Genomic DNA, 18,492 nt, shown 5'->3' on the forward strand with positions numbered 1-18,492 from the left:
AACACAAGCAACACGATATTCTCGTCCGCTTGCATTTGTTTCACTAATCACCCATACATATTCGGTTGTACATCTTTTGGTATCGGGTTGTGATATGCATTTTTTGTTTGTGCCTCAAGTTCTTGTTTCGCTTGAGCAATAGAGTCCTTATTAGTAAAGAGCTCCACTGCAGTAGCTGCCAGCACTTTGCCCGCATAAATCATACCTTTATGTCCTAAACTTGTTTTTCCTTGTGACACAAGCTGCCATGTATGAAGCGGCGTGCCTAACACAAAACACGTTGTGAAAAATTGCGCAGTTGGTACAACCCAGCTAACATCTGCCACATCAGTAGAACCTGCCATTGCCTCTTGGCTCTTTTCGTAAGGTAGTACTTCCTCGTAAAATGGCGAATCCAGCTGTTCTAATTGTAATTGGTCAGCTTGCGTACCTGCTAATCGCTTCATTTCTTCTTTTGCACTCATCAATTCTTGTTGAGTGATCGTACTAGCCATTTGCTTTGCATATGCGTATTCTTCATCACTATATTCAGGCAAACCAACATCTTGGAGCTTGTCAAAAATAATTTTATTTATTGTATCGTTTGGAATATAGTTGGAACAGGCTTTATCAAATTTAACCGTAACTTTTGTTTCAGTCATTAATGCAGCACCCTCTGCAATTTTCAAAATTCGCTTATAAATTTCATCTACTTCAGCGATTGTTTTTGAACGGATTAAATATAATACTTCTGCTTGTGATTGTACGACATTCGGGGACATGCCACCTGTATTCGTTACCGCATAATGAACTCTTGCTGTTGTCGGAATATGTTCACGTAAATAATTCACACCCACGTTCATTAACTCCACGGCATCGAGAGCACTGCGCCCTAAATGCGGGGAATTTGCTGCATGGGCCGCAATCCCTTCAAATTCAAAATAGACTTGATAATTTGCTAATGATGAAAAACTAAAGACGCCAGTAAAAGAATTTGGATGCCACGTTAAGGCAACATCTACATCATTAAACACACCTTCACGAACCATAAACGTTTTACCCGAACCGCCTTCTTCTGCTGGGCACCCGTAATAACGGATTGTCCCATCAATCTCTCCTGCAGCAATTAATCCCTTTAACACAGCAACAGCAGCAATGCCCGCTGTACCTAATAAGTTATGGCCGCAACCGTGCCCGTTAGCACCTTCCACAATGGCTTCGCGAAGTGGTGTTGCAGGTTTTTGGTTTAATCCTGGTAATGCATCATACTCCCCTAAAATACCGATAACTGGACCTTTTGTACCGTAGCTCGCTACAAAAGCTGTAGGGAGTCCACCTATTCCGAGTTCCACTTCAAATCCGATTTTTTCAAGGTAGCTTGTCAGTAGTTGCACAGATTCGTGCTCTTCAAAGCGTGTCTCAGCAATTTCCCAAATTTGATCCGCTAACGTAATAATTTCTTGTTCGTAATTGGTAAGTACTTCATTTATATTTTCAATTGTAATGTTCATGTCTTTTATAGCTCCTCATATATTTGAAAGACGGTATTTAACCAAATTTCAATGGCTGATAACATATCATCTTCTTCAATATCAAAGCGCTCATGATGATGTCCCGCTGCTAAATTTGTACCAATAATCGAATAACATGCCTGACCACCATTGTGCTGTACTTTTTGCATTAAAAATGTTGCATCTTCAGAGCCTGCTTTAAAGTTTCGATACTCAATGACTTCTTCTATCGTTGTTTTACGAGCAGCCTTAGCAAGAATATGTGCTAACTTTGTATCTGAAGGTACGCTAATTGCGTGTCCTACTTTCTCAATAGTTGCTTCTATATTATACATTGCTGCGGCACCATGAATAATATGCTCGACTTGTTCTTCGTAAAATGCATTAACTTCAGTTGTTTCTCCACGTATTTCAAGCTGCATTTCTGCTATCGAAGGAATAACATTGCGCCCTTCTCCTGCTCGGAGTATACCGACATTCACTCTTGAAACACCATCGCTATGTGGTGGCATACTATGCAATGCAAGAGTAGCCTGTGCACTCGCTAAAAGTGCATTTTTTCCTCTCTCGGGATATGCCCCTGCATGGGAAGCTAAACCGGTAAATGTTACATTATATTTTGTAGATGCTAAAAATCCATCTGTCCCTGCAACGAAAGTGCCCTTCGGAATACCAGTACCAATATGCATTGCAAGTATGTACTGCACATCATCTAACAAAGGTGATTCAACAATGGCATTGGCACCACGCACGCCTTCCTCTGCCGGTTGGAAAATGATCTTTATTTTCCCTATTAATTGATCCTTGTATTGCATCAGTTGCTGGGCAAAACCTAAGCCAATTGTTGCGTGGCTATCATGACCACAAGCATGCATAAAACCATTGTTTTTTGAACGAAAGCCCAGCTGCTGTGGGCTATGTGCTGAATCTTCTGACTCCGTTATAGGCAATGCATCGATATCTACGCGAAACGCAATAGTTGGCCCTTCTTTACCCGTATCAAGGGTAGCAATCACACCTGTATAACCGCCTACCATTTTCTCTAACCACTGCTGTGGCGCACCGTTTTGTTGTGCCAGTTCATAATACTCATCTAAAATTTTTTGCTCCGGAACGCCTAATCGCTCACCTACAGCGACTTCTTTCCCAACTTTTACATCGTATCCCCACTCGTGCAAAAATTTCGCAATAATTGATGATGTACGAAATTCCAACCAACCTACCTCTGGATATTGGTGGAAGTCACGACGCCATGCACTCAATGTTTGTAAATAATCTTTATCTAGTTGAATAGATTTCAAGTCAAACACCTCTTTATTTTAATAAGTAACCTACGCCTGGGCCAATCGGAATATTAAACAATACAAATACAAGTATTAAAATTATCCATGCAAGTAAAAAGACTATTGTATATGGAATCATTAATGACATCAATGTGCCGATACCCGCACGTTTGTTATATACTTGCATAAACCCTAGGATAATAGCGAAATAGGTGTTTAACGGTGTTACCATATTTGTTGAAGACTCACCTACACGGTATGCTAATTGAATAAACGCTGGATGATAACCAAGCACCATAAATGTCGGTACAAAAATCGGTGCGACTAATGACCATAATGCCGAGCCACTAATAATAAATAAGCTCAGTATCGCTACAAGCAATACAAATAAAATGATCGCAAAGACATTTGTTAAATTAATCATCGTTAAAAATTCTGCTAAATGTACGGCCATCCAAGTTGCAATATTTGTCCAGTTGAAATAACCGATGAATTGAGAAATCATAAAAATTAATACAATATAGCCGGATAAATCTTTAATTGCTAATGCCATAATTTCTGGTACATCCGCTGCTTTTTTAATCATTTTAATCGAAATACCGTATGTAATTCCTGTAAGTAAGAAGAACATAAAGATAATTGGAATGATGCCCGATAAAAATGGTGAACGTAAAATTGTTCCATCATCATTTAATAACGGTGAATTCGGGACAAACATGGATACTGTAATTGCGCCAATATAGAGCAATGCAACAATACCTGTATTGCGTAATGCACGGTTTTCTAATGCTGTTAACGCTGTGGAGTCTGCTACTTTCTCTCCCGTATACTTTCCTAAGCGCGGCTCAACAAATTTTTCTGTTACAAAAGCACCTAAAAATGCTAATAAAAATGTAGAAGCACTCATGAAAAACCAGTTATCTAAAGGTGAAACAACCATATCTGGAATAATCGATTTTGCAATTTCAGTTGTAATACCTGATAGTAACGCATCTGTACCTGCAATTAAAACATTTGCAGTAAAACCGATTCCAGCTCCAGCTAGCCCTGCAGCCAACCCTGCTAATGGGTGACGCCCTAATGATAAAAATACTAGGGCTGCTAACGGCGGAATAACAACAAACGCAGCATCCGATGCAACATTTCCTAATATACCGATTAAAACTACCATAAATGTTACAATACGTTTTGGTGTTTTCGTGATAGCCTTAGTCATTAATGCAGAAAACAATCCTACTCGTTCAGCTAAGCCAATACCTAACATCATCGTTAATACTAACCCTAACGGCGCAAAACCTGTGAAGTTAGTCAAGGTATTTGCTAATATATATCTAATACCATCTTTTGACAATAAATTTTGGACAACAACTTCTTCACCCGTACTTGGATGAATGACTGCTGCTTGCAAAGTACCTAAAATGGCTGAAACTGCGACTAAAATACATGTTAAGTAGAAAAACAACATAAATGGATGTGGTAATTTATTCCCAACCTTTTCAATTCCATTCAGGAATTTATTAAACATACCATCATTCTTTATTTCTAAATTTTCGTTTGTGTTCATGAATATCCCCCTTGTTTACGGACACATTTTTACAATGTCTTTAAATCAATTTATACTAAACTGAAAATTTATACAATAGGGAAAATAGGAGGAATTTAAAATTGTACAAAATATTAATCTTTTCTACGGAGTATTCTTACGTTTGGATGGAGAAAATTAAGCAGCTAAAATTTGATAATGTGGCATTTGATTTTTATTTTTATCACTCATTAACTGAACTAGAAAATTTATTTGTGGAGCATGCAAATAAGTATGATGGCATTGCATTTAGCGGTCAGATACCCTATTTACATATTCAAAGTAAGCTTCCTAACGAGGCTAATTTTATACCCCGAACGTTTTTTGATATTTTACAAAGGGATTTTTATTATAAAATGGCTGAAATTCAGTATAAAGACCCGAGTTTTTCTTGGAAGGAATCTGTTATTGATTTTATCTACAATGAAAATAATTATTTGGACTTAAAAAATTGGCTACCACAGGAAGATTTCCCATATATTTTAAGTGATACAATCGACATATTCGGTCATCCAGATGCTTATGATATTGTAAGTAATCGCCATCTATCGCTGTGGCGAGAAAAGAAAGTACGCTATTCCTTTACGCGCTTAACGAATCTACATCACTATTTAAAAGATGATAATATTGAGCCGATCTTAGTCGTACCAACTAAATATAGTATGTCCATTACGTTAACGAAGCTAATAAAGGAAATTGAACTAGTACAGTTAACAAATAGCCAAGTCGTAACGGGTCACCTTATTTTCTCAGCAGCTCAAAATGATGCACATGAAATTGAATATCGCCAAATCGCATTATATAAAGCGATTTTAGATTTTAATCGTGAACTCGGTATTCCATTAATCACCTTTAAAAGCGCGATTCATTATGAAATTATTACGAATTACATCGATTTGTTAACAATCACAAGCAACTTGAAGTCTTGTTCTCTTACAAATTTCCTGCAAAAGGAGCTTCCTTTCAAGGTGAAAATTGGATGGGGTATCGGAAAAACATTAGATGAATCACGCTTACAAGCAGAAAAAGCAACGACATTTTGTCAAGGTGCATTCACGCAAAGCTATGTGCTGACAAAGGAAAATCAAGCCATTGGTCCACTAGATGGTCAAAGCCAACTTGCGACGACAACGAGTGATACCGTATTAAATGAAGTGGCAGAACAGACACATCTTGCGCTATTTCAACTCCAAAAAATTAGCGCTGTGTTGGAGAAATTAAAGACAGATGAAGTCATTGCGGAAGATTTAGCAGCCCATTTATCAATCTCTATCAGAACGGCAAATCGTATGTTAAATAGATTACATGAAACAGGTTACGCAACTGTATTAGAAAAGAAACTTTTGCACGTAAAAGGCCGTCCGCCTAAAGTTTATAAGATATCTTTGCATAAAGAGATGGATTAATCTGTATTGGGTGCACAAACAATTTTATTCCAATAACCTATTGTTATACCTTTGGGTACGCACGATGAATAGCCAACTATCCTAATTTTTTTGCGGATAGTTGGCTATTTTGCACATGTTGCTTGGATACTTTTTGATCAAGGTATGTAGTTATGTAAAAGTTCCGGCTGTTGATGAATCGGTAATTTTGGCAAACCTATCAATAACATTAATTTGATATTTACACTATATCTTCATTTATTTAGCACATACAAAAGAGGGAATTTTCATAAGACGCTTTACATACGTTGAACTAAAATGGAAAATTACATTATTCAAGTGACATTACTTTCATTGAAAGAGGTGAATTGTATGGAAAAAGACTCAAAGTTGCTAGAACGGATTGATACACTTGAACGAGAACTTCACACATTACGTACAGAAGTGCAGCATTTAAAAGAGCATGTAAGGTTCGAGCAAATTGTACCTATTAAAAAAGAGGTAGCAAAAATTATCGTTTCTCCAAAACAGCCCGTCCAAAAAGAAACAACTATAGTCCAAGAAAAAGGCGCTCCTAAAAAGGAAAAACGCTCACTTGAAGAAACATTTACAAGGGCATTGCCAAGAATTTTTATGGTCATTTTAGTGCTCGGTGTTCTGTGGGGCTTGAAGCTTGTGAGTGATTACGGCTTTTTATCAGACAGTATAAAAATAATCGGTGGTTTTGCCTTATCAATTGGTCTCGGTATATGTGCGTTTATGATGGAGAAAAGGCAAAAAGGATCACGTATTGTCGCCTTATCACTCTATGGTGGTGCATTTATTGTGGGGATTTTAGTGACCGCAGCTGGTGCCATTTTATATGACGTCCTTAATCTATACGTTGCACTTATTATCGCACTTGTCTACATTGCGTATGGGGTTTGGATTAGTTACGTAAAAGGAAATGAAGCATTAACCACTCTCGTTATATTTACCTCTTTATTACTACCGTATTTACTCGAATATATGAAATTTAGCGCACTAATTATCGGTGTTTTCATCGTGTTGCTGTTCACGTTTGTGCAGGTTGTTATTTGGAAGCATACACAACGCAAAGCACTCTATATCGGGATGGCTTTTTCGATTTTGGCATTTGGAATCGTTTTTATATTCCATAGCGAGCAAAACGTCTTTTTCGCACTCGCAATTGTTACGTTATATAGCGTCTTTTTAGGAAGCTTTTTACGCTTATATTCTAGTAAAAGTAAGAAAAATGCTAGTATGCTATTTAGCTTTACGATCATTATTTTATCACTAATAAACGCGATGCTTTTACAAAAAGAGGTCGCCCTGCTTCTGGTGCTCGTTCTCTTACTTGGGATTTTAGCGAGTTCTTTATACATCGTATTTAAACGTGAGGTCCGCCTATTAATCGACATGTTCGGTACATTATTTATCATCACAATTCTAAACTTTATTGCACAGCTCAATATTTCAAGTGAGGTCATGTTACTTTTAATGATTATTGTGTCATTTGCAGGGTTGCTCCTTGCATTGAAACATACGATCGTGTTCATGAAATATTTGCAAGGAGTTACGTTTTCGATCCTTTCATTTTTCGTTCTTGTGTTTTATACAGTTCAGCCATTTTTCTCTATAGAGCATTTGACTTTTGTGCTCGTCACTATCATGCTCTTTGTATTATACCGGATACTTCGCCACTATGAGCATACACCGATTGAAGACAAAAAATGGCTGATCGGTTTAGAGGATGTTTACCCATGTCTCTTATATGTGGTCGCCCTTCTTTACATTTGGAAAATGGATTGGACATATATGCCACTTCAATTTACTTCATACTTCCTATTTAGTGCGATTGCAATTGGTCTTGCACTGATTCTTATCGGAAATCGTACAAAAATTGGTCGGTTGCTTCCCGTCTTTTCTACGGGGATTTACGGATTTGCAGCACTCGTTTTAATGTCAACAGTTTGGATTGATGAACGTGCAATTACAGTCGCACTCATCACCCGCATTTTATATATTGCGATTTATTGGTTTGTTATTGCAGATTTATGGAGGAATGGTAGAATTCACAAAAATTACGAACCTCTCTCCGTTCGTTATACAGAGCAATTCACGTTTGTCGGAATGATTATTTCGATTATTTGGCTCTTTAATGTTACACACTTTATGAATTTTAATGAGTTAATTAATTGGAGCACAGCTGTAATTTTTAATACTGTTTCGATTTTTATTATTGCTTGTTTAGCGCTCTTTTTAGCAGCAAAACGAAGCTACCGACAGCTAAAATTAACCGGCATTATCCTACTATTTTTTGGGATAATTAAAATGATTTTCTTCGATTTATCCGAACTTGATATTCTTATCCGTTCAATTTTATTTATTTTAATCGGTGCAATCGGGCTTGTGATTTCAAATAAGCTTTTAGGAAAAGGAAAAGCCGATTAAGTGCATGTTTGTTTTAAAGTAGCCTTGACGATTTTGTTAGGGCTATTTTTTGATAGGAACATACTCTAGCCGTGTTGCATATCCTTTTGCCGTATCGCTATTCACTTCTTTATAACATTTTTTTACTTGAGCATGAATCTAGAATCCTTCGAATACACTATGCAATGATTACTAATATTTGAGGAGGGATAGTAATTCCTACATTTGTGACGCAATCCTTAGAGGAAATACGATTTTGGTCTCGAATAATGAAGGAACATGCTTTCTTTTTAAGTCTTGGGTTCACCGCTGATCAAACAGAGCTCATAAATGAAGCCAAATATTTTATCCCTGTATTTGAACAAATTGAAGAGCAAGCGTATCAATATAACGAACAAACAGATCCCCAAGTCATTAAGCAATTTAACATGCAGGTGTACCAAGCGACCACGTATATTTGGGCTTATAAACGAAAAGTACTCGGATTAATTTTAAGCTGTAAAATCGTTAGTAACAATATGCCGTTATTAGTCGATCATACAAGTCGGGAAGCCTATTACTTTGCGAAACGATTAAAAGAATTAAACGAAGGCAAATTAATTCCTTTACCCGAAGCCATTATTAAAGAAAATGTGTTCTTCCTAAAAATTATGGCCGATCATTCGAAATTCATCGGTCACTTAATGGATCCTTCTGAGCGAAAATTAGTCGATCAAGCACGTGAATTTAGCAATGATTTCGACCAACTACTATTCCAAGCGCAAGATTTAGATCATATGCGTCCTCAATCTGAAACCCCATCACTTTTAGACCAATTTCTTGACCAAAATCGCGTTTCTGTTGTGGCATTGCGTGATTTCAAAAAAACGGCGAGAGAATTAATTGAAGCTTGTCGCATAAAAAGTAATATTCCAGCACTTCTCGCAGACCATGTATACCGCGAAGCCGACCATTTCCTTCATATTATCGATGCATTTGAAGACCACCTTACTTCCCTAAAATAAATAATTGCCCATATCCAATAGAACAAAACATTGAGTCAATTTCCACTTTAACACCTAATAAAAAGGCATTCGTGCTAAAACGGAATGCCTTTTTAAGTTTGTCTGGTGGGCAGCTGGTCCGCCTATTATGTCACTAGGCATGAAAATCTTTCTTAAATGAGCTATATTTCCTAAATATATGAAAAATTAAAAGTTTAGCATACTCACTCAGCTCTCAAACTAAAAAGAATAAGAAAAATCCCACAAAATAGACTAATTATTCTTATCAAAGAAATTTTTTCAGCTAGACCAAATAATGCTATTCCTGTAGTTACAATTAAAACAACTGGGCCCACTAAGGCAAGTAAAGTATTGATATAAAAGGCCTTTTCTAAATCATTGAATTTATACATTAATGCAGCGGCCGTTATATCTATACTACCTGAAAAGATTCTTAGTAAAATGATTAACAGAAGTGCCGTTTCAATAACTTCCACATCCCCCGCTATTATTCACACCTAACATATGCAATGCCAATAATTCTTTAGTTTTTGAAAGACTTTAGGTAAGGTTAAGAACCTGCTCGCTTAATTTAGCGATGCCTATTTAAATAATTAACTAACTAGCCCTAAAAAATAGTTTCTCAAGCTGAATAATAATTAGCGGAATCAATGATAACCCATAAATCATTAGGTATTGAAAGTTGTTCAAATCTGCTACTTCAAAAAATCCTGTAATTAGTACGAAGTTAAGTAATGAAAATCCGATTAAAAAAGCAATCCAAACAACTAAATTGGAGAAGATTCCTAGTTTAAAAATAGATTCTTCCGAGCGGCAATTAAATCCGTGTATGAGCCTTGATAAACATAATGTTGCAAATGCCATCGTTGTCGCTACTCCTGTATCACCAGACGATAGCCCAATTTGGAATGCTATGATAGTGACTGCTGCAATAATCGCCCCTTCAAATCCTACTTGGGAAACAAATTTTTTATTTAACAGCGGCTCATTTATGTTTCGTGGCCGTTCCTTCATGAGCTTTTTATTATGAGGCTCTAAACCAATGGCAATCGCTGGTAAACTATCTGTTAATAAATTTATAAACAATAGATGAATAGGTAGAAATGGAGCTGGTAACGCAAGAAGTGTTGCATATAAAACCACAATAATCGCTCCAGCGTTCCCAGATAATAGAAATTTAATAGCATTTTTAATATTTGCGTAAATACTTCGACCATTTGAGATGGATTTAACGATGGTTAAAAAATTATCATCGGTTAAAATCATAGCTGAAGCATCTTTTGCCACTTCTGTTCCTGATTTGCCCATTGCTACACCAATTTCAGCTTGTTTTAATGCTGGTGCATCATTTACACCATCTCCCGTCATCGCAACAACATGTCCTTTTTCTTGCCAAGCCTTTACAATGCGGATTTTATGTTCCGGTGTGACACGTGCATAAACAGAGATCTTTTCTACCTGAGCCATCAGTTCTCTATCAGAGAGATTTTCAATTTCCTTCCCTTCAATTGCTTCAGTAGGGTCTTTTAAAATACCAAGTTGCTCTGCTATCGCTACTGCAGTAATTTTATGATCCCCTGTAATCATGACAGGTTTGATGCCCGCCTTGATACAATCAGCAACTGCTTGTGCAGATTCTTCACGAGGAGGATCCATCATGGCTATTAAACCGACAAATGTTAAATCTTGCTCATCTTTTTCACTTATATTAGAAGAAAATACATCTTTATACGTAATTGCAATTACCCTTAACCCAGCATTTGAAAAGGTTTGATTTACCTGATTAATTCTTTCTAATTGTTGATTCGTAATAACTGAACTATTACTTGAATGGATTCGACTAATACGTGGGAGAAGCACATCCACTGCTCCTTTTGTAATCATCACGTAATGACTCCCCATTCGATTAACTGTACTCATTAATTTCCGAGTGGAATCAAAAGGTATTTCACCAACACGGTGATGGAGACCACGTATCACTTGCTCATTCAAGTGATATTCGCGACCTAATTTTACAAGGGCTAATTCTGTTGGATCACCTATTTGTTTATCCTCGAATATAACGGAGTCATTGCAGAGCATTGCCAAATCGAGCAATTTTTTATGTTGCGGATTGACCAGTTGCAACTGGTCATAAGAAAAAATCTGCTCTCCTGTATACACCTGTTGAACAGTCATTTTATTTTGTGTAAGTGTCCCGGTTTTATCTGAACAGATTATTGACACACTCCCTAAACTTTCTACTGCATGTAATTTACGAATAATGGCATTTTCTTTTGCCATATTTTGAGTCCCCACAGCAAGAACAATTGTCACAATCGAACTTAGTGCTTCTGGAATCGCCGCAACAGCTAATGAAACAGCGAACATAAAGGAATCAACTAACTCACGACCTCGAATAAGATCCAGTCCAAATATAATGAGACAAATTATGATAATGCCAAGTGCAAGACGTTTTCCAAAACGGTCAAGACTGACTTGTAATGGCGTTTTTTTCTCTTGTGCATTCTCGAGTAAATTCGCAATTTTCCCAATCTCTGTGCTCATTCCGATAGAAGTAACAATCGCTTTTCCTCTGCCACTCGTTACAAAACTACCAGAGAAAACCATATTCTTCTTATCTCCAAGTGCAATATCTGTTTCGTGAATTATATTTGCGTTTTTATCAATCGCTAATGATTCACCTGTTAATGAACTTTCGTTTAATTGCAGACTATAACTTTCAATCACCCTACCATCTGCACTAATAAAATCCCCAGCTTCTAAAATGAGCAGGTCCCCAACGATAACATCTCTTGATGGTACTTCAATAACTTCTCCACCACGCTTTACTTTTGAGACGGGTGCCGACATTGCTTTTAAACTGTTTAACGACTTTTCGGCTTTTACATGCTGAACCGTTCCCAAAATTGCATTTAAAACAATCACTACTATAATGACTAGAGAACTTCCCACATCTCCAAGAAATATAGAAATAATTGCAGCAGCAATTAAAATGATGACTAAAAAATCTTGAAATTGCTCCAATAAAACTTGAATAACATTTTTCGGTTTACCTTCTTTCAGTTCGTTATAACCATACTTTTTATGTCGATAACGAACTTCGTAATCTGTTAATCCATGTTGCGTTACGTCTAACTTTTTCATTACCTCTTGTACGGATGCTCGGTAATATTCTTGTAAATTCACGAGAAACCTCCTTCAAGTTTATTGAGTGTTGCAAAATAGCGAAGGTCCTTACAAGTGAGAACTCTCACAAGACCACTGTATGAGAGTTTATTTGTTAAAATGAATATATTTAGCAAGAAAAAATCATAAAACAAATATTGGCTTACATCTTACCTCCGTAAAAAAATGTTAATCCCCATTTAGAAAATCTAAAAGTCCCCTTGAATTGCACTAAAAAAATATTTGTGTACCCTGTTGCGCTATTAGTTTAAAAAAATGAAACTTTTGGAAATTTCCTCCTGTATATATAAAAGGAGGTGATTTATGTATTTCAAAATAATCCGTAATGACATGTTAAAGAGTAAATTAATTACGCTGACAACTGTGTTATTTGTTGCTTCGGCAGCTATGCTTGTTTCTCTCGCTGCGATACTTATGGTCAATTTATCAGGTGCGCTTGATACCCTAATGACTAAAGCGAAAACACCTCATTTTATGCAGATGCATTCAGGAGAAATTGATACTTCGAGGCTTATTACTTTCGCAGAGCAACATCACAATGTTGACGAATTTCAAATAGCTGAATTTCTTAACATTGATGGGGCTCAGATAATTTTAGGGGATCGTTCACTTGCAGGGAATGTTCAGGATAATGGCTTCAGTACTCAAAATAAAAAGTTTGATTATGTACTTGACCTTGATGGAAACGTCATACATGTAGCTGATGGCGAGCTGTATGTGCCAATCAATTACATGCGGGACGAAACAACGAAGATTGGTGACAAGGCAATCATAGGCGGAAAGGAATTGACCGTTGCTGGATTTCTTCGTGATTCACAGATGAATTCCACCCTATCTGCCTCAAAAAGATTTCTTGTTAGTGAACGAGATTACGAGAAATTAAAAAATGTTGGTAGTCTAGAGTATTTAATTGAATTCAGATTGAAGGATTTATCAAAGCTGAGTGCATTTGAAACGGCTTATGCCTCTGCAGGGCTAGAAGCAAATGGACCAACCGTTACTTATAAACTCTTTAAAATAATGAACGCACTATCAGATGGCATGATGATTGCCGTCATACTTCTTATCAGTACGCTAGTCGTTAGCATCTCATTTATGTGTATACGCTTTACACTTTTAGCAAAGATCGAAGACGACTACCACGAAATTGGCGTTATGAAGGCTATTGGATTGCGTGTCTCGGATATCCAAAAGATTTATCTTACTAAGTACGTAGTAATCGCCTTAGTAGGGAGTGTCCTCGGCTTTTTACTATCTCTCTTCTTTAAAGGCATGCTTCTTGAAAATATACGCCTCTATATGGGGGAAAGTGAAAACTCCTCTATTGCCACAGCTTTAGGGCTGCTCGGTATTTCACTTGTATTCTTTTTAATTATCGCCTATGTAAAAGGTGTACTAAAACGATTTCGAAAAATATCCGTCGCGGAGGCCATTCGCTTTGGCTTTTCACAAGAAAAAAGTGTGGGTACAAAGCGTTTTATGTTAAGCAAAAATAGGTTCCTTAACACAAATGTTTTTTTAGGTATTAAGGATGTTCTTGCAAGAAAAAGGCTTTATGCTACGATGCTGTCAGTGTTCGTGATTGCATCATTTATTATCATTGTTCCTCTAAATCTGTACAACACGATTTCCTCCAAGAGTTTCATTGGATATATGGGGATTGGTAACTACGATATGCGAATAGACATTCAGCAAACAAACAATATTTCCGAAAAAGCTGATGCAATTTCTAAGAAGATAAGTAATGATCCTACCATTAAGAATTATGCTGTTTATACAACAAAGCTTTTTAAAGTGAAAATGGCAGATGGATCGGAAGAAAATATAAAAATTGAACTTGGTAACCATTTAACATTCCCTATTGAATATTCAACCGGTAGAGAGCCTAAATCAGAAAATGAAATTGCCCTTTCGACGATGAACGCAGATGAGTTGAACAAAAAAGTTGGGGATGTCATGACACTTATGATTGCTGGTAAGAACAAAGAGCTAGTAGTAAGCGGCATCTATTCGGACATTACGAACGGTGGGAAAACTGCAAAGGCCACATTTGCTGACAATTCAGCAGACATCGTGTGGAGCATTATCTGCGCTGAGATTTCAAATTCAACTTTACTAGCAAAAAAGGTTTCGGAGTACAAGGATAGTTTTAACTTCGCTAAAGTGTCAAATGTGGATGAATATGTACTGCAAACATTTGGTTCTACAATTAGCTCAGTAAAGCTCGCATCCAAAGCTGCAATAGTCATTGCGCTAAATATAACAGTGTTAGTAACTCTGCTATTTATGAAACTTCTTGTCGCAAAGGATCGATATTCGATTGCTGTCATGAAATCATTAGGCTTCAAAAACGCCGATATAAAAGTGCAATATGTTTCAAGATCGATATTAGTTGTACTAGTCGGTATTATTCTAGGAACACTTCTAGCAAACACTCTCGGAGAGATACTTGCAGGTTTAGTGATTTCCTCATTTGGAGCGTCTTCGTTTACGTTCGAAATTGATTTACTGAAGGCATACCTATTTGTTCCACTGCTAATGATGTGCATAGTACTTATCGCGACAGTCCTTGGTACTTCTGACGCTGGACGAATAAAAATTTCTGAAAATATAAAGGGGTAAGTATATGAATACAATTGTGAGCGCTGAACATATAGTAAAATCCTTTGGTGAGGGCAATGAAATACGGAATGTTTTAGACGAAGTATCCGTTGAAATAAATAAAAGCGAGTTTGTCGCGATAATGGGTCCATCAGGATCAGGAAAATCCACATTAATGTTTGCACTAAGCGGAACAGATTTCGTTAATAGTGGAAAAGTCATTTTTGACAACAAAGATTTATCTGAGATAAACGAGGAAAAACTTTCTGATATACGTCGATTAAAAATGGGCTTTGTTTTTCAACATCCTACATTACTCAAGAACCTGAATATTCTAGATAACATTATTCTTCCAGCAATCCATGGCGATCGAAAAAATGCCGAAAAAATTATAAAGAAGGCACGTGTGCTTATGAAAAAAGTCGGTATTTCTGAGCTTGAAGCACGTGATATTACACAGGTTTCAGGAGGTCAACTTCAACGTGCAGGTATTTGCCGAGCACTAATGAATAATCCAAAAATCATTTTCGGTGATGAGCCTACCGGTGCGCTTAATTCTAAATCTGCCGAGGAGATAATGGACCTATTTTCTGAAATCAACGCAGAAGGTACGACCATCATGCTCGTGACTCACGATGCAAAGGTTGCAGCGCGAACAGAGCGAGTTCTATTTATGCGGGATGGAAAAATTGTGAATGAAATGAAGCTACCGAAGTTTGATGGAACTAATATTGATGAGAGAGTTGAAAAAATAATCGTTAAAATGCGGGAAATTGGGGTATAAAGACTATATAAATAAAATAATGCACCCAATGCAAAAATTTCACCCTTGTGTGCATACTCTCTAGAAAAGGATTCGATTCTATTGAAAGAAATTTTACTCATATTACTACTTCAACTTATATATGTCCCGTTATTTACGCTTCGTACGATATTCCTTGTTAAGAATATTACGATGCTCGCAGCACTCATTGGAATTGTAGAAATGCTAATTTATGTGTTTGGTCTTTCGCTCGTATTCAGTGGGGATCAAGGATTTCTCGCAATGGTCGTTTATGCAGTCGGGTTTGGTCTTGGAATTATTATCGGAACGCGCATCGAGCAAAAGCTTGCGATTGGCTATATTTACGTAACGATTAATACGCAAAGTCGTAATGAGCAATTGATCAAGGTAATTCGCGAAGAAGGTTTTGCAGTCACAACTTATATTGGCGAAGGACGCGACAGTCAACGTTTTAAATACGAAATCTTAACGAAACGTAACCGTGAGAAAGAATTATTTATGCTTGTCGAACACCATGAACCGAGTGCCTTTATTATTTCCTATGAGCCAAAGTCATTCAAAGGTGGATTTTTAGTCAAACGTATGAAGCAACATAAGAAACATCAATAGCAAGTACTCCCTAAACTTAGTGTCAGCCATTGCACTAAGTTTTTTCTTTTGAATCTTGATGCCATTGTTGGTTTTGCCACTGTTTCAGTAGGTGCAAATATTGGAATCATGAGTGCTTACAAAAGAAGAGCTCTACACAGTCTTTGCCATGTAAAGCCCTTCCTCTATTTTAATATCGTAATTAATTCTTATAATTGTTCATACAACTGATGCATTACAGTATTATTTTGCTGCTGCACCAAAAAGTCCTGCTTCCCCTTTATTAAGACTACTTTCAATAATTTGTTCCTTCTCTGCAAAAGGTGTTTCAGCAAAACTTTGTTGTAATAGTAATTTTAGTTGTTCTATCACTTTAGGGTGATGATTGAAAAAACCGCCCCCCAAAACGATACAATGTGGGTCGAGCAATAGAATCATTTGGTGCAATTGTTTTACCATTGCTTGAATTAATGGCTCTAAAATTGTCCCAACTATCGCATTACCTTGATAGTAAAGTTCCATCATTTCTTTCAGTGTAATTTCAGGATTCCCCAGTAAATCCCTTCCTACTTTCTCAATTGTCGGCCCAGCTACCGTTTGTTCTAAAGTACGCCCTTCACTATCTAAAATATGAAAACCTATTTCGCCAGCTAATCCAGTTCCTCTAAGAAACTCACCATTTACGATCGTACAGCAAGAAATACCTGTACTCAATGTTACATAAACCATAGTTTCCTTAGAAAATGACCTAGCACAATACTCTCCCCAGGTAGCCATGTATACATCGTTATCCATTTTAACTTCGGCTTTATGAAACACCTCTGCTAAACAATCACAAATAGGAAAGTTAGCCCAAGGGATGTTATTTTGGTAAACGGCTATGCCTTTTTCGATATCTACAATACCCGGTAAACCGATACTTACTTTGGAAATTTCATCAAATGAAATAGCCTTTTCTGTACAAAGTTGTTCAAAACTTTTCACTAAACTTTGATATAACGCCTCTCGACTGGAAGTATCACTAGGAACCTCTAGTTTAGACATTAATTGTTGCTCTTTATTAAAAATAGCTGTTGCTAATTTTGTTCCACCAACATCTGCTACTAATGTATAACTCATCCGTTCACCGCCTATTTTAAGATAGGTTTACAACCTGTGTTAAGTTACGTGGTTTATCAGGATCAAAACCTTTAAAGATCGCACGTTGGTATGCTAGTAGTTGGAAATATGGTACTACCTCCACTAGGCGATTTAAGTCATCCAAATTATCCGAAAGCTTAATAATTACATCTGCTTCTAATTGCTCAGATGCAACACCGATTACAACAACAATTCCACCAAGCTTTTGAATATCTTTAATTAATGCTTGATCGAAGTTTTGTGTTTCCTTTTGAGTAAATAAGATAATCACAGTTTCATTATCTACAATAGAAATTGGACCATGTCGGAATTCTAAATTAGAATAACTTTCACATTCCGTTTGCGTCATTTCCTTAAGCTTTAATGTTGCTTCTTTAGCCAGGCCATTATATGCTCCTGACCCTAAAAAGATAAAACGTGTTTTGTTTTTGTCCTCTGTTACTTGCTTTAATGGCTCTCCATTTTCTAAAGCTACTTTTACAAGTGCTGGAATTTTTTCTAATTGGTCCATTAAATCTGACCGCTCGCTTTTCTTTGCTGCATACAATTGTAGGGCATAGAGCATATTCGAAAATGATTGAGTCATGACAACACTTTTTTCTGAAATATGATCTAGTGCGATCACTTCATCTGCTGCATTAGCCATTGGTGTATTCCCGTTACATGTTACAGCCATTGATCGTATATTTTTATCACCCTTCAAATGCTCTAACGCCATAATAATTTCTGAAGTTGTTCCTGAGCGTGAAATACCGATTAGATTATATTTTTTATTAGGTAAAATATGTGTATCTTTGTGTAAAAACAATTCAGATGCAGGTACTGCCACAGCAATTTTCCCAGTTGCAGATTGATAATAACGTGCCGCTGCAATTGCTAAATAAAATGATGTTCCGCATCCTGTAAACAGTGTAATGTCAACTTCTATATCATTAAATGTCTGCGCTTGAACAATCTCTCTCGTTTTTTCTAACTTTTCTGCTTGAGTCATAATCTCATTATATGTGTACATA

At 36.8% G+C, this 18,492-nt stretch carries 13 protein-coding genes; 6 read left to right on the forward strand and 7 right to left on the reverse strand.

Annotation, left to right across the window (positions count from 1 at the left end):
- Positions 1-47: 47 nt before the first annotated feature.
- Genes O7776_RS15790 through O7776_RS15800 form a run of 3 tightly spaced genes read right to left on the reverse strand, consistent with a single transcriptional unit; the run spans position 48 to position 4,337 of the window.
- Entirely contained in the window at positions 48-1,490 is a 1,443-nt protein-coding gene (locus tag O7776_RS15790; RefSeq protein ID WP_274307916.1) for a M20 family metallopeptidase, read from the reverse strand.
- Positions 1,491-1,495: 5 nt separating this feature from the next.
- Positions 1,496-2,800 (reverse strand): amidohydrolase, encoded by a 1,305-nt coding sequence (locus tag O7776_RS15795; protein WP_420802127.1) that lies wholly within the window; start codon positions 2,798-2,800, stop codon positions 1,496-1,498.
- 4 nt (positions 2,801-2,804) lie between these two features.
- Positions 2,805-4,337 (reverse strand): AbgT family transporter, encoded by a 1,533-nt coding sequence (locus O7776_RS15800; RefSeq protein WP_274307918.1) that lies wholly within the window; start codon positions 4,335-4,337, stop codon positions 2,805-2,807.
- 101 nt (positions 4,338-4,438) lie between these two features.
- On the opposite strand from O7776_RS15800, the gene O7776_RS15805 reads away from it, so the two are divergent.
- The 3 genes from O7776_RS15805 (at position 4,439) to O7776_RS15815 (ending at position 9,177) form a co-directional block, all read left to right on the forward strand.
- Entirely contained in the window at positions 4,439-5,761 is a 1,323-nt protein-coding gene (locus O7776_RS15805) for a helix-turn-helix domain-containing protein (protein WP_274307919.1), read from the forward strand.
- A 351-nt stretch (positions 5,762-6,112) separates the two neighbouring features.
- Positions 6,113-8,194 (forward strand): DUF2339 domain-containing protein, encoded by a 2,082-nt coding sequence (locus O7776_RS15810; RefSeq protein ID WP_274307920.1) that lies wholly within the window; start codon positions 6,113-6,115, stop codon positions 8,192-8,194.
- A gap of 188 nt (positions 8,195-8,382) precedes the next feature.
- Positions 8,383-9,177: a DUF2935 domain-containing protein gene (locus tag O7776_RS15815; protein WP_274310526.1), complete on the forward strand. Its 795-nt coding sequence runs from the start codon at positions 8,383-8,385 to the stop codon at positions 9,175-9,177.
- Between the two features lie 203 nt (positions 9,178-9,380).
- Here O7776_RS15815 and O7776_RS15820 read toward each other — a convergent pair whose 3' ends face one another.
- Positions 9,381-9,653 (reverse strand): YqhV family protein, encoded by a 273-nt coding sequence (locus O7776_RS15820; RefSeq protein ID WP_274307921.1) that lies wholly within the window; start codon positions 9,651-9,653, stop codon positions 9,381-9,383.
- A 121-nt stretch (positions 9,654-9,774) separates the two neighbouring features.
- Positions 9,775-12,366 carry a cation-translocating P-type ATPase gene (locus O7776_RS15825; RefSeq protein ID WP_274307922.1) on the reverse strand — a complete coding sequence of 864 codons (2,592 nt, stop codon included), beginning with the start codon at positions 12,364-12,366 and terminating at the stop codon, positions 9,775-9,777.
- 303 nt (positions 12,367-12,669) lie between these two features.
- On the opposite strand from O7776_RS15825, the gene O7776_RS15830 reads away from it, so the two are divergent.
- From O7776_RS15830 to O7776_RS15840, 3 genes are all read left to right on the forward strand, one after another.
- The gene (locus O7776_RS15830) at positions 12,670-14,988 is read left to right on the forward strand and encodes an ABC transporter permease (protein ID WP_274307923.1); all 2,319 of its coding nucleotides are present in this window, start codon (positions 12,670-12,672) and stop codon (positions 14,986-14,988) included.
- A 4-nt stretch (positions 14,989-14,992) separates the two neighbouring features.
- Positions 14,993-15,751, forward strand: coding sequence for an ABC transporter ATP-binding protein (locus O7776_RS15835; RefSeq protein WP_274307924.1), 759 nt, complete (start codon positions 14,993-14,995; stop codon positions 15,749-15,751).
- A gap of 81 nt (positions 15,752-15,832) precedes the next feature.
- On the forward strand, positions 15,833-16,360 hold the full coding sequence (locus tag O7776_RS15840; RefSeq protein WP_274307925.1) for a DUF2179 domain-containing protein: 528 nt from the start codon (positions 15,833-15,835) through the stop codon (positions 16,358-16,360).
- Positions 16,361-16,582: 222 nt separating this feature from the next.
- Here O7776_RS15840 and O7776_RS15845 read toward each other — a convergent pair whose 3' ends face one another.
- Positions 16,583-17,458, reverse strand: a complete 876-nt coding sequence (locus tag O7776_RS15845) for an ROK family protein (protein WP_274307926.1) — start codon at positions 17,456-17,458, stop codon at positions 16,583-16,585.
- A gap of 16 nt (positions 17,459-17,474) precedes the next feature.
- Complete coding sequence (locus O7776_RS15850; protein WP_274307927.1) at positions 17,475-18,491, reverse strand: SIS domain-containing protein; 1,017 nt, start codon at positions 18,489-18,491, stop codon at positions 17,475-17,477.
- Position 18,492 lies beyond the last annotated feature (1 nt).

It is taken from the genome of Solibacillus daqui (assembly GCF_028747805.1).
GTDB classification, from domain to species: domain Bacteria; phylum Bacillota; class Bacilli; order Bacillales_A; family Planococcaceae; genus Solibacillus; species Solibacillus daqui.